This window comes from Streptomyces sp. NPDC037273 (genome assembly GCF_055603625.1).
Window position 1 is genome coordinate 336,735 of record NZ_JBVJVO010000008.1, and the last position, 12,737, is coordinate 349,471.

The following is a 12,737-nucleotide window of genomic DNA, read 5'->3' on the forward strand; positions in this document are numbered from 1 at the left end:
GTCGCAGGACTGTCCCACCCCCCCCTGATCCGACATGGGAGGGGAGGGGGGCCCACGCCCGCCCCCGCACGACGGGGGGGGCGCACCCCCGCCCACCCCCCCCGCCCCCCCCCCCGCCGCAGGTCGTACTCGTGCAGGATCGCCTTGGCGTGCCCGTACGCGAGGTCGTGCGCCCCGCGGAGCCAGCTCAGCCGCTCCTCGAAGCGGAGGAGGGACGGGCCCTCCTCGACCGTGCGCATCCAGTCGGCGATCTCACGACCGGTGCGGCGCGGGATCCGGGCCAGCATGTTGCGGTGGGTCTCTGCGGAGAATGTCTGGGACATCGGCGCCTCCGGACGCTTCGTACCGTGTGCTCCTGCTCTTCCCGTCACCGTGCCCAAGGGTTCGCCCGTTGGCAAGGGGCCCGGGACGGCGCGTAGGGTCGCGGGGTGCGCGATACGAGTGAACTGACCGCCGCCGCCGACCGCCTCGCGGACCGGCTGCGCGCCGCCCCGCAGAGCCGCCTCCAGCGCGGCGCCGCGGCCGAGGGGCTGGCCCTGGCCAGGGAGTTGGCCGTACGGGCCCAGCGTGCCGAGGAGCCCGGAAGCGAACCGCGGATCATGCCCGACGCCGGCGTCTTCGCCGTCGCCGACCAACTCGTCGTCGCCGCCCACGATCTGGCCGAGATCATGCGAACGGCCCCGGCCGGCCCCCACGAAGGGGACCTGGACGAGGCCGTGGAGCTGGTACGGGAAGCGACGCGGCGAGCGGGGCTGTAGCGGACCCCGGGGGGCCTACAGGGAGGCGATCACGCGGTCGGCGAGGATGTAGACGTTCTCCTCGTCGGTGTCGCCGTACGAGAACGTGAGGGCGAAGGCGCCCGAGACGCCCGAGCCGCCGAGCAGCACCGGGGTGCGGCCGGAGCGCAGCGCCTCCGCGAGGAGCTCCGCGGTCTCGCGGTGACCGGGGGTCATACAGAGCGTGGTGCCGTCGGCGAAGACGTAGACGTCCAGGGTGCCGAGCGGGCCGGGACGCACGTCGGTGAGCGCGGTGCGGGTGTCCGCGAGCTCCTCGAGACGGGCGACCGTGCGCTCGTGGTCGGTGACGACCGGCGTCTGCACCGGCACGAAGTCCGGGTGCGAGGGGTGCCGGCGACGGGCCGCGGCCAGCTCCGCCGAGTCCTCGGGGTACTCGTCCAGCGCGTCCGGGCCGTCGAGCGCGGCGGCCTCGGCCTCCATGGCCTCCAGCGCCATCGCCTCAAGGCCCGCGAAGTCCGCCTGGCGCGGCACGAAGAACGCGCCGTCCTCCGCCGGGCCGCCGAAGCCGCCGAGCAGCGACGGGGCGTCGGCCGCGTCCCTGGCCTCCTGCGCGGCCCAGAACGCGCGCGCCTCGGCCAGCTCGCGCTCACGCTCCTCGGCCAGCGCCTCCGCGACCGCGGCGCGTATCTCCGCGACGGGCGAGGCGGTGCGGGCGGCGGGCACCGTGACGCCCTGGCCGGCGGCCAGCTCGCCCCGGAGGGCGGTGACCTCCTTGCGGAGACCGTGGACGGCGTGCAGGGCAGCAGCGCCCACGGCCGTGGCAGCGGCCGTGGTCAGCAGCAGGGCAAGAGACATGGCGCTCACTGACGTACTCCCGATTCCGAGTCGATCCCCCGACTTCCTACATCAGCTTGTCCCGGGGCGGGGCATGCTGTCAGTGCATTACGTCACGAATTGGACAGGTATTTCTGCCAGGTGTTTAGTCCCGAAACGGCTCTGACCTGGGAAAACGAACTCCCCCGGGACGTAGGTCACATCCTGGGGGAGATTCGGTCACGGCTCGGACGCGGAGCGGTTGACCCGCTCGGTCAGTGGAGAGCGGGGCACCCGGTGCGGTGCCCGCTCGGGCGCGTGGGCTCGCGCGTCAGCTGAGGCGCTCGATGACCATCGCCATGCCCTGGCCGCCGCCGACGCACATGGTCTCCAGGCCGAACTGCTTGTCGTGGAACTGGAGGCTGTTGATCAGGGTGCCGGTGATGCGGGCGCCGGTCATGCCGAAGGGGTGGCCGACGGCGATGGCGCCACCGTTGACGTTGACCTTGTCGAGGTCCAGGCCGAGGTCCTGGTAGGACGGGATGACCTGGGCGGCGAAGGCCTCGTTGATCTCGGCCAGGTCGATGTCGCCGATGGTCAGGCCGGCGCGCTTGAGGGCCTGCTTCGAGGCCTCGACCGGGCCCAGGCCCATGATCTCGGGGGAGAGGCCGGAGACGCCGGTGGAGACGATCCGGGCCAGCGGGGTCAGGCCCAGCTCGCGCGCCTTGGTGTCCGACATGATCACGAGCGCGGCGGCGCCGTCGTTCAGCGGGCAGCAGTTGGCGGCGGTGACCAGGCCGTCGGGGCGGAAGACCGGCTTGAGGCCCTGCACGCCCTCCAGGGTGACGCCGGCGCGCGGGCCGTCGTCCGCGGAGACGACCGTGCCGTCCGGGAGGGTCACCGGGGTGATCTCGCGCTCCCAGAAGCCGTTCTTGATGGCCTGCTCGGCGAGGTTCTGCGACCGCACGCCGAACTCGTCCATCTCCTGGCGGCTGATGCCCTTCAGGCGGGCCAGGTTCTCGGCGGTCTGGCCCATCGCGATGTACGCGTCGGGGACGATGCCGTCCTCGCGCGGGTCGTGCCAGGTGGAGCCCTCGGAGGCGGCGACCTCGGCGGTGCGGGCCTCGGCCTCGGCGAAGAACGGGTTGTGCGTGTCCGGCAGCGAGTCCGAGTTGCCCTTCACGAAGCGGGACACCATCTCGACACCGGCCGAGATGAAGACGTCGCCCTCGCCGGCCTTGATGGCGTGCAGCGCCATCCGGGAGGTCTGCAGCGAGGAGGAGCAGTAGCGGGTGATCGTGCAGCCCGGCAGGTGGTCCATGCCCATCTGCACGGCCACGATCCGGCCCAGGTTGTTGCCCTGCTCGCCGCCGGGCAGGCCGCAGCCCAGCATCAGGTCGTCGATGTCGCGCGGGTCCAGCTCCGGCACCTTCGCCAGGGCGGCCTGGACGATGGTCGCGGTCAGGTCGTCCGGCCGCAGGTCCTTGAGGGAGCCCTTGAAGGCCCGGCCGATGGGCGAGCGGGCGGTCGAGACGATCACTGCTTCGGGCATCACGGCTCCATGAGGGTGCGGAGTAGGCGGACCGACTAGGAAGTTACCCGTACGTACTGCCGCGGTCACCGTCCCATCACTGTGACCCCCACCTCTTTTCTAAGCGCTCGCTCAGGTCTGGGCCTCCTCGGGGGCGGGCGTGCCGGCCGGGAGGGGGAGGCGCCGCCGGCGCCGGTGCTTGAGGAGGGCCCAGGGGGCGCGGGCGCCGGTGACCTCGGTGCCGGCCTCCTGGGCGGCCTCGGCGGCCGCCTTGGCGACCGGGAGGATGTTCTCGCGGCGGGCGGGCTCCAGGCGGTCGGCCTCGGGCCAGACGCCGAGGGCGGCGCAGAGCGTGGGCAGGACGGCCATCGCGGCGGTCGCGTACCCCTCCGCCGAGGGGTGGAAGCTGTCGACGCCGAACATCTCCCGGGGGTTCGCGGCGAACTCGGGCCCGAGCAGGTCGCCGAGCGACACCGTCCGCCCGCCCTGCTCGACGACGACGATCGTCTGCGCCGCCGCGAGCTGCCGGGAGGCCCGCCGGGCCAGCCAGCGCAGCGGCTGGTAGACGGGCTCGATGGTGCCGAGGTCGGGGCAGGTGCCGACGACGACCTCGGCGCCGGTCGTCCGCAGCCGGCGGACCGCCGCGGCAAGGAGTCGTACGGACTCGGTGGCCGGCAGCCGGTGGGTGACGTCGTTCGCGCCGATCATGATGACGCAGACGTCGGGCGGCCCGAGCGGCTGGGCGAGCAGCAGCGACACCTGGCGTTCGAGGTCGTCGGAGCGGGCTCCGGAGAGCGCCACGTTCCGCAGGACCACCGGCCGCTCGGCCACCGCCGCGAGCCCGGACGCGAGCAGCGCGCCGGGGGTCTGACCCGAGCGGCGCACTCCCTGGCCGGCCGCCGTGGAATCACCCAGAAGGGCCAGCCGCAGGGGGTCCTCCGTGCCGAAGGCGCGGCCGTAGAGTCCGTCCGCCCCCGGGGGCAGCGGCGCCGCCCCGCCCCCGACGGTCCGCTTGGCGAGCTGCATCTCGGCCAGCAGGACCCCGACCGCCGCCACCCCGAGCAGCCCGATGCTGCCGCCGCCGTACGCGGCACCCGCCGCGATGCGCCGCGCCACCCTCGCCCTCGACATGGGGCCATCACCTCCTTCAAGCCGTTCAGGGTCTAACTGCCCCGTAACCCGCTCCGACTACGCATACGCTGGCCACACCATTACGGAGACCCCGGAGATTACGGTGCAATTCCACGACTCGATGATCAGCCTCGTCGGCAACACCCCGCTGGTGAAGCTCAACAACGTCACAGCGGGCATTCAGGCGACCGTCCTGGCCAAGGTCGAGTACTTCAACCCCGGCGGCTCGGTCAAGGACCGCATCGCCGTCCGCATGATCGAGGCGGCCGAGGCGAGCGGCGCGCTCAAGCCCGGCGGCACCATCGTCGAGCCCACCTCGGGCAACACCGGCGTCGGCCTGGCGATCGTGGCCCAGCAGAAGGGCTACAAGTGCATCTTCGTCTGCCCCGACAAGGTGTCGCTCGACAAGATCAACGTGCTGCGGGCGTACGGCGCCGAGGTCGTGGTCTGCCCGACCGCCGTCGACCCCGAGCACCCCGACTCGTACTACAACGTGTCGGACCGCCTCGTCCGTGAGACGCCGGGCGCCTGGAAGCCCGACCAGTACTCCAACCCGAACAACCCGCGCTCCCACTACGAGACCACCGGTCCCGAGCTCTGGGAGCAGACGGACGGGAAGATCACCCACTTCGTGGCGGGCGTCGGCACCGGCGGCACGATCTCCGGCACCGGCAACTACCTCAAGGAGGTCAGCGGCGGGGCGGTCAAGGTCGTCGGCGCCGACCCCGAGGGCTCCGTCTACTCGGGCGGCTCGGGCCGCCCGTACCTGGTCGAGGGCGTCGGCGAGGACTTCTGGCCGACCGCCTACGACCGGAACGTGACGGACCGGATCGTCGCGGTCTCCGACAAGGACTCCTTCCAGATGACCCGCCGCCTCGCCAAGGAGGAGGGCCTCCTCGTCGGCGGTTCCTGCGGCATGGCGGTCGTCGCCGCCCTGGAGGTCGCGAAGGAGCTCGGCCCCGACGACGTCGTGGTCGTCCTGCTGCCGGACTCCGGCCGCGGCTACATGTCGAAGATCTTCAGCGACGAGTGGATGGCCGGCCACGGCTTCCTTGAGGACACCTCCACCGCCACCGTCGCCGACGTCCTGCGCCACAAGGAGGGCGTCCTGCCCTCGCTCGTCCACATGCACCCGGACGAGACCGTCGGCCAGGCCATCGAGGTGCTGCGCGAGTACGGCGTCTCCCAGATGCCCATCGTGAAGCCCGGCGCCGGCCACCCCGACGTGATGGCCGCGGAGGTCGTCGGCTCGGTCGTCGAGCGCGAGCTGCTCGACGCCCTCTTCACCCAGCGCGCCTCCCTTGAGGACCCGCTGGAGCGGCACATGAGCGCGCCGCTGCCGCAGGTCGGCTCGGGCGAGCCGGTCGCCGCCCTCATGTCGGTCCTGGGCGACGCCGCCGACGCGGCGATCGTGCTGGTCGAGGGCAAGCCGACCGGTGTCGTCAGCCGCCAGGACCTGCTGGCCTTCCTGGCCGGCGGCGGGAAGTAGTCCCGAGAACGGTGTGCGGCGGGGCGTGAAACGGGTTCTTCGTACAACCGGTACGAGCGTGACACGTGCCCGCAGCACCCGCTTAACACCCGCACGGCACAGTGGGGTCTGTCGGCGTCAAGGACTTCCGGAGCGGCTCCCGGGTCTCCCACGACGCCGCGGACGCGGAGACCGGCCCTGACCCGGGCCCGTGTCCCCCGCGGGGACCGCCGTCGTCCCGCCCCCCGTTCACGGGGGTGCGGCGGTCCCCGCGCCACTCCTTTCGCTCTCCTCACCGGACTGCATATCCTTATGCAGAGTCATTCGCTGGTGAATAGGTGAGGGGGCGGCATGAGCGACAGCCCGGCCGGTCGGCTGCAGGCGCTCTTCGAGGGGCACCGGCTGACGCCCACGCAGCGGCGGATCGCCCACTGCATGGTGCGTCGCGCCAACGACGTGCCGTTCCTGTCCAGCGTCGAGCTCGCCGAGCTCGCCGGGGTCAGCCAGCCCTCCGTCACCCGCTTCGCCGTCGCCCTCGGCTTCGACGGCTACCCGGCGCTCCGCAAGCACCTGCGGGAGGTCGCGCCGCCCGAGGCCGAACCCCAGCGGGCGCAGGAGAACGAGTACCAGCAGGCCGTGCTCGCCGAGATCGAGAACCTGCGGCACCTCGCCGGGCTGCTCGCCGACCCGGCGCCCGTCGAGCGGGCCGGCCGGCTGCTCGCCGGCTCCCGCCCGCTGCCGGTGCTCGGACTGCGGGCCGCCTCCTCGCAGGCCCGCGGCTTCGCCTACTTCGCCGCCAAGGTGCACCCCGACGTCCGCCTCCTCGACGAGGGCGGCTCGATGCTCACGGACCGCGTCGACGCGGCCGTACGGGCCGGGGCCAGTGCCCTGCTGTGCTTCGCGCTGCCCCGGCACGCCCGCGAGGTCGTCGAGGCCCTGGAGTACGCGCGGGCGGCCGGGCTCGCGGTCGTGACCGTCGCCGAGTCGGCGTTCGCGCCCGTCGCCGCCCACAGCGACGTCCTCATCCCGGCCGCCGTCGGCACCGGGCTCGCCTTCGACACCGCCTGCGCCCCGATGATGCTCGGCCGGGTCCTCCTGGAGGCCATGGCGGACGAGCTCCCGGACGCGCAGGCGCGCCTGGAGGAGTTCGACGCGAAGGCGGCGGCGCGGGGCCTGTTCGTCGAGTAGGCGGTGGGGAGGGTCAGATCTCCAGCTCGGACTCGATCTGCTTCAGGCGGTGGCGGGCCATCGCGAGGTTCGCGGTCTCCTTGTCCAGGGCCAGGTAGAGGAACAGGCCGTTGGTGCCGCGGCCCTTCAGCAGCCTGATCAGGTGGTACTGCCGGCCGAGGGTGATCAGGATGTCCTCGATCTCGTCGCCGAGGCCGAGCAGCTGCATCGCCTGGACCTTCGCCCGGACGACGTCGGTGTTGGCCGCCGCCGCCACGTTCAGGTCGAGCTCCTTGCCGCCGCCGATGGTGCCGAGCGCCATGCCGCTGGTGTAGTCGACCAGCGCGGCGCCGATCGCACCGCTGATGGAGGCCGCTTCCTTGAGGGAGGTCTCGGTGTTCGCCATGGTGTCGTACTTCCTTTTCGGGTGAGCGGGTGTGCTGTTCGGACGGGTCAGTTCAGGTCTTTGCGTTCCAGTGCGCCGTCGACGAGCTCCCCTATCCGGGCGCTGGACCGGCGGGCCTCCAGGTGGAGCCGCCCGACGTTGATCCGGGGCTCGGCGAGCAGGGTCAGGACGGCCGCGCCGCCCGCCGCGTACGTCGCGACGTAGCCGTCCTCGCCGCGGACCAGGAGCTCGCGGAAGCGGCCCTGGCCGGTGGAGTCGGTCAGCCGCTGGCCGACGCCGAGCGCCGCCGCCGTCAGCGCGGCCACGCTCTCCGCCTCGCCGTCGACGGTGTCGTGGGCGAGGACGAGTCCGTCGGCGCTCGCCGCGAGCGCCCCGGTCAGCTGGGGCAGCCGGGCGCGCAGCCGTCTGAGTTCGCCGAGGACCTCGGCTTCTGCCGTCATGAGCTGTTTCCTTTCGGCGCGCAGGCGCAGGGCACGCCTCATCACAGGTGTGCCTCCAGGGCGTCACGGAGCCGGCGCAGCAGGGCGATGTCGGGATCCGTGACCCGCGGGGCCGGTAAGGGCGCCGGCGCCGGCGGTACGGAGTCGGGTTCGGGGGGTGTGGCGACGAGCCCGGCGGCGGCCAGCCGCCGTACGTCGAGCAGGGTGTGGAAGGCGGGGCGGCCGAGCAGCCGGGCGAGCTCGGCCGGGGTCCGCTCCCCGTCGGCGGCGGCGAGCAGGGCCCGCTGGCGGGCGCCGACGCTCTGGCCGGGGGCGGCGGGGCGCGGCACGACGGGGGCGGTGTCGACGGAGGCGTACGGCCAGACGGCGTCGAGGAGTTCGCGGCGGCGGACGGTCTCGCGCTCGACGGCCTCGGCGGAGACCGGCCGCACGGTGCCGAACCAGTGCCCGACCCCGTACCGGAAGCGGGTGGGGCCGCTGGTGGGGGAGAGGGCGAAGAAGGCGGCGTCGAAGACGGCGCCGAGGTGGCAGATCTCCAGCTCGCCGTCGTGCAGCCGGCCGCTGTCGACGAGGAAGCGGCCGACGGCCCGGTGGGCGCCGGCCCGGTCGACGGCCTCGTCCCAGCCTTCGCGGGGGAGCCGGCCGCCGGCGGTCAGGAGGACGTCGACGCCGGGGGCGGCGGGGGACTCGGCGTGCACGACGCGGCCGTCGACGAGGTAGAGGGTGCCGTGGTCGCGGAGCAGGGCGCCGGTGGCCTTCTCGGCGGCGAGCCGGACCAGCATGGGGGAGACGGGGGTGGCGACGGCGCTCATCCGAGGACCAGCCTCTCGGCGAGGTCGCGCAGCCGGAGGCGGGCGAGGGCGAGGTTGCCGGTGTCGCGGTCGAGCCACAGGTGGAGGAAGACGCTGCTGTCGAAGGAGGTCTCGACGAAGCGCAGGACGTGGTAGCCGGCGCGGGTGGTGACGATCAGGTCCTCGACGGGCGGGCCGGCGGGTATCTCCCCGGGTGTCGGGGCGGTCGTCGTGAAGGAGTCGAACTCGGCGGCGGCGCGGGCGAGTTCGGCGGTCTCGGCGGCCGTGGTCTCGTGGTCGCCGGTCGGTGAGTCACCCGCCGTCCCGAGGGCGAGCCCGCTGGTCCAGTCGACCAGGGAGGCTCCGCGAGCGCCTGGCAGGGCCATGGCCTCCAGAAGGCACTCGTCGATTCCGGGCACGCGGATTCCCCTCCCGATGCGGCGTGCGAACGTACGGCAGTGACGGTGACGCTACTGAACGTTCCGGCCTCGGGTGGGCGTTCTGGCATTTTCCATCGGAACATGCCTGGGTCTGACGGAAATTGATCCGCGGGGTGCCGGACGGAGGGATCAGAGACGGGACTCGACGGCGTTCGCGATGTCGGACAGGTCCTTCGCCAGCGCCTTGGCGACCGCCTTCGCGCCGAAGCGGGCGAGCAGCCGGGCGAGGAATCCCGGGGCGCGGCCGCCGGTCGGACGGGCCGAGAAGGCCATCCGCAGGGTGGTGCCGCCGCTGCCGTCGGAGGCCAGGGTGAGCTCGGAGACGTAGTGCATGCCGTGCGAGTCGGCCGCCGTGACGTACCGCTCGGGCGCCTCGCACTCGGTCACGGTCATCTCCTCGGTGGCCTCCTTGCCGAGCATCCGCCGGGTCTCGCGCCAGCGGGTGCCCACGCCGAAGACGCCCTCGGTGAGCACCTCCACCCGCTCGACCCCGCTCAGCACCCGGGGCAGGTCCCGCAGGTCGGTGATCGCCTCCCAGACCCGGCCCGGAGAGGCGGCGACCCGGCGCTCGACGACGACGGAGGTGGTGTCCGTACGCGTAGCAGTCATGCCCTCATCGAAACCGCGCCGCCGGTCCGCCGCACCCCGAGTCCTAGGGGGTGAGAGCGTCCGCGCGCGCCCCGCCCGCCTCGGCGACGATCTCGTCGAGCGTCTGGGCCTTGCGTACGGTCGCGAAGGTCACCGCCCCGTCGGGGGCCACCGTGAAGCCGTGGATCGCGGGGCGGGGCAGGCTGTTGTAGGCGTAGTGGTGGGCGAAGTAGTAGGCGCCGGTGTCCGGGACGGCCACGACGTCGCCGGGGTGCAGCAGCGGCAGGGCGCGCCCGGTGGCGATCAGGTCCCCGGCGAAGCAGGCGGGGCCCGCCACGTCCTGGACGGTGACGTCACCGGCCCTGGGGCGGCCCTCGGAGTCGTACGCGAGGACGCGCAGTGGCCAGGAGTCGGGGGCGTAGACCGTTCGGGTGGCGAGCTGGACGCCGGCGTGGGTGACGGCGATGGGGCGGCCGCCGGAGGTCTTCGTGTACTCGACCCGGGCGAGGACCGTGCCGTGTTTGGCGAGCAGGGAGCGGCCGAACTCGGTGACGAGGCGGTAGCGGCCGTCGAAGAGTCCGGGGGCGGTGTCGGCGAGCAGCCGGGCGTACTCGGCGTACGTCGGGGTCTCCTCGTCGGAGGCGAAGTTGACCGGCAGGCCGCCGCCGATGTCGACGGTGTCGATCTGCTGCCGGCCGGCCGCCCGGTTGATCTCCTCGGCCAGCGCGTACGCCTCGCCGACGCCCTCCGCCATCAGGGCGAGCGGAATGCCCTGGGAGCCGGTGTGGGTGTGCAGCCTGGTCAGCCAGGGCCGCTCCAGGTACGCCTGGACGACGCCCTTGCGGGCGCCCTCGTCGCGGAGGGCGACGCCGAACTTGGAGGTGGCCGTCGCGGTCGAGAGCGCGCCGATGGAACCGGCTCCGACCTGCGGGTTCACCCGGAGTCCGAGGGGTGAGGCGGTGGGTGCGGAGGCGACGAGCGCGTCGAGCCTGGCCAGCTCCTGGAGGTTGTCGGCGTTGACGGCGATGCCGAGCGCGAGGGCCTGGCGGAGCTCGGCCGGAGTCTTCGCGGGGGAGTCGAGCACGGTGTGGCCGGGCGGGATTCCGGCGGCGCGGGCGAGGGCCAGCTCGCCGGGGCTGGCGACCTCGACGCCGAGCCCCGCCTCGTGGAGCAGGCGCAGGACGGGGACGAGGGGGGCGGCCTTCACGGCGAAGGCGTGCAGCACGTGGGCGTCGGTGACGGCGGCGAAGGCGCTGGTCAGGGCGGCGGCGGAGGCGCGGATGCCGGCGGTGTCGAGGAGGGCGACGACCGGTTCGGCGGGGGAGAGGAGTCCTTGGTCGACGGAGGCTCGGACGGCGAGATCACGACGGTAGGAGGCCATGCGGCCCATCCTGGTGCATCCCTTCACCGGTACGGGTGAGGCCGCCCCTGTTGACTACAACTATTCAGCAAGTCAGGATGTGAATATCTGAACGACATTTCGAGGAGGCACCGCCATGTCAGGACCCCGCCCCGTACGAGCAGCCCGCGGTACGGAACTGAGCGCCCTGGGATGGCAGCAGGAAGCCGCCCTCCGGATGCTCCAGAACAACCTCGACCCCGAGGTCGCCGAGCACCCCGACAAGCTCGTCGTCTACGGCGGCACCGGCAAGGCCGCCCGCGACTGGCGCTCCTTCGACGCCATGGTCCGCACCCTGCGCACCCTCAAGCAGGACGAGACCATGCTCGTCCAGTCCGGCCGCCCCGTCGGCGTCATGCAGACCCACGAGTGGGCCCCCCGCGTCCTCCTCGCCAACTCCAACCTGGTCGGCGACTGGGCCAACTGGGAGGAGTTCCGCCGCCTGGAGCACCTCGGCCTCACCATGTACGGCCAGATGACCGCCGGCTCCTGGATCTACATCGGCACCCAGGGCATCCTCCAGGGCACCTACGAGACCTTCGCCGCCGTCGCCGCGAAGAAGTTCAACGGCACCCTCGCCGGCACCATCACCCTCACCGCCGGCCTCGGCGGCATGGGCGGCGCCCAGCCCCTCGCCGTGACGATGAACGACGGCGTCGCCATCTGCGTCGACGTCGACCCGCGCGCCATCGAGCGCCGCATCGAGCACCGCTACCTGGACGTCAAGGCCGACAACCTCGCCCACGCCCTCCAGCTGGCGACCGAGGCCCGCGACGCCCGCCGCCCGCTCTCCATCGGCCTCCTCGGCAACGCCGCCGAACTGCTCCCGCAGATGCTCGCCGAGGGCGCCCCCATCGACATCGTGACCGACCAGACCTCGGCCCACGACCCGCTGTCCTACCTGCCGATCGGCGTCGCCTTCGACGACATGGCCGACGCGGCCGCCAAGGACCCGGCCGGCTTCACCCAGCGCTCCCGCGAGTCGATGGCCAAGCACGTCGAGGCCATGGTCGGCTTCATGGACGCGGGCGCCGAGGTCTTCGACTACGGCAACTCGATCCGCGGCGAGGCCCAGCTCGCCGGCTACGACCGCGCCTTCGCCTTCCCCGGCTTCGTCCCCGCCTACATCCGCCCGCTGTTCTGCGAGGGCAAGGGCCCGTTCCGCTGGGCCGCCCTCTCCGGCGAGGCGAGCGACATCCACAAGACGGACAAGGCGATCCTCGACCTCTTCCCCGAGAACGAGTCCCTGCACCGCTGGATCAAGATGGCCGGCGAGCGCGTCCACTTCCAGGGCCTGCCCGCCCGCATCTGCTGGCTCGGCCAGGGCGAGCGCGACAAGGCCGGCGACATGTTCAACGACATGGTCGCCGACGGCACCCTCGCCGCCCCCCTCGCGATCGGCCGCGACCACCTCGACTGCGGCTCCGTCGCCTCCCCGTACCGCGAGACCGAGGCCATGCTCGACGGCTCCGACGCCATCGCCGACTGGCCGCTGCTCAACGCCATGGTCAACGTCGCCTCCGGCGCCTCCTGGGTCTCCATCCACCACGGCGGCGGCGTCGGCATGGGCCGCTCCATCCACGCCGGCCAGGTCTCCGTCGCCGACGGCACCAAGCTCGCCGGCGAGAAGATCCGCCGCGTGCTCACCAACGACCCCGGCATGGGCGTCATCCGCCACGTCGACGCCGGCTACGACATCGCCGAACGCGTCGCCGACGAGAAGGGCGTCCGCGTCCCGATGCGCGAGGGTGACTCCGCGTGACCTCGTCCCACGACGGCACGGCCGGGGAGTCCGCCTCCCCGGCCGCGCCGGCCACCCCGTCCTC

13 protein-coding genes and 1 pseudogene are annotated in these 12,737 nt (G+C 72.9%); 4 read left to right on the top strand and 10 right to left on the bottom strand.

All coding sequences use genetic code 11. The features are described 5' to 3' along the window. Positions 1 to 113: 113 nt before the first annotated feature. Positions 114 to 323, bottom strand: a pseudogene (locus tag ACZ7G1_RS23145) (DUF4287 domain-containing protein); the annotation flags it as partial. 105 nt (positions 324 to 428) lie between these two features. On the opposite strand from ACZ7G1_RS23145, the gene ACZ7G1_RS23150 reads away from it, so the two are divergent. Further along, complete coding sequence (locus ACZ7G1_RS23150; RefSeq protein WP_470877386.1) at positions 429 to 758, top strand: hypothetical protein; 330 nt, start codon at positions 429 to 431, stop codon at positions 756 to 758. A gap of 15 nt (positions 759 to 773) precedes the next feature. Here the strand turns inward: ACZ7G1_RS23150 and ACZ7G1_RS23155 are convergent, their stop codons facing one another. The 3 genes from ACZ7G1_RS23155 to ACZ7G1_RS23165 form a co-directional block, all read right to left on the bottom strand. Continuing rightward, positions 774 to 1,592: a hypothetical protein gene (locus ACZ7G1_RS23155; RefSeq protein WP_470877385.1), complete on the bottom strand. Its 819-nt coding sequence runs from the start codon at positions 1,590 to 1,592 to the stop codon at positions 774 to 776. A 289-nt stretch (positions 1,593 to 1,881) separates the two neighbouring features. Then, on the bottom strand, positions 1,882 to 3,102 hold the full coding sequence (locus tag ACZ7G1_RS23160; protein WP_470877384.1) for an acetyl-CoA C-acetyltransferase: 1,221 nt from the start codon (positions 3,100 to 3,102) through the stop codon (positions 1,882 to 1,884). 111 nt (positions 3,103 to 3,213) lie between these two features. Continuing rightward, a complete protein-coding gene (locus ACZ7G1_RS23165) occupies positions 3,214 to 4,212 on the bottom strand; it encodes an SGNH/GDSL hydrolase family protein (protein WP_470877383.1) in 999 nt (332 codons plus the stop codon). Between the two features lie 103 nt (positions 4,213 to 4,315). On the opposite strand from ACZ7G1_RS23165, the gene ACZ7G1_RS23170 reads away from it, so the two are divergent. Continuing rightward, the gene (locus ACZ7G1_RS23170; protein WP_470877382.1) at positions 4,316 to 5,701 is read left to right on the top strand and encodes a cystathionine beta-synthase; all 1,386 of its coding nucleotides are present in this window, start codon (positions 4,316 to 4,318) and stop codon (positions 5,699 to 5,701) included. Between the two features lie 330 nt (positions 5,702 to 6,031). After that, complete coding sequence (locus ACZ7G1_RS23175; RefSeq protein ID WP_470877381.1) at positions 6,032 to 6,868, top strand: MurR/RpiR family transcriptional regulator; 837 nt, start codon at positions 6,032 to 6,034, stop codon at positions 6,866 to 6,868. A gap of 13 nt (positions 6,869 to 6,881) precedes the next feature. Here ACZ7G1_RS23175 and ACZ7G1_RS23180 read toward each other — a convergent pair whose 3' ends face one another. From ACZ7G1_RS23180 to ACZ7G1_RS23205, 6 genes are all read right to left on the bottom strand, one after another. Next, entirely contained in the window at positions 6,882 to 7,253 is a 372-nt protein-coding gene (locus ACZ7G1_RS23180) for a hypothetical protein (protein ID WP_470877380.1), read from the bottom strand. 47 nt (positions 7,254 to 7,300) lie between these two features. Next, positions 7,301 to 7,693, bottom strand: coding sequence for a roadblock/LC7 domain-containing protein (locus ACZ7G1_RS23185; protein WP_470877379.1), 393 nt, complete (start codon positions 7,691 to 7,693; stop codon positions 7,301 to 7,303). Between the two features lie 41 nt (positions 7,694 to 7,734). Further along, complete coding sequence (locus ACZ7G1_RS23190; RefSeq protein WP_470877378.1) at positions 7,735 to 8,505, bottom strand: transcriptional regulator; 771 nt, start codon at positions 8,503 to 8,505, stop codon at positions 7,735 to 7,737. Continuing rightward, positions 8,502 to 8,903, bottom strand: a complete 402-nt coding sequence (locus tag ACZ7G1_RS23195; protein WP_470877377.1) for a roadblock/LC7 domain-containing protein — start codon at positions 8,901 to 8,903, stop codon at positions 8,502 to 8,504. The genes ACZ7G1_RS23190 and ACZ7G1_RS23195 overlap by 4 nt, the downstream gene beginning before the upstream one ends. Positions 8,904 to 9,053: 150 nt before the next feature. Further along, a complete protein-coding gene (locus ACZ7G1_RS23200) occupies positions 9,054 to 9,533 on the bottom strand; it encodes an SRPBCC family protein (RefSeq protein WP_470877376.1) in 480 nt (159 codons plus the stop codon). Positions 9,534 to 9,576: 43 nt separating this feature from the next. After that, positions 9,577 to 10,902 (bottom strand): type III PLP-dependent enzyme domain-containing protein, encoded by a 1,326-nt coding sequence (locus tag ACZ7G1_RS23205; protein WP_470877375.1) that lies wholly within the window; start codon positions 10,900 to 10,902, stop codon positions 9,577 to 9,579. A gap of 106 nt (positions 10,903 to 11,008) precedes the next feature. Between ACZ7G1_RS23205 and hutU the strand changes: the two genes are divergently transcribed. Continuing rightward, positions 11,009 to 12,673: a urocanate hydratase gene (gene hutU / locus ACZ7G1_RS23210; RefSeq protein ID WP_470877374.1), complete on the top strand. Its 1,665-nt coding sequence runs from the start codon at positions 11,009 to 11,011 to the stop codon at positions 12,671 to 12,673. Positions 12,674 to 12,737: the final 64 nt, after the last annotated feature.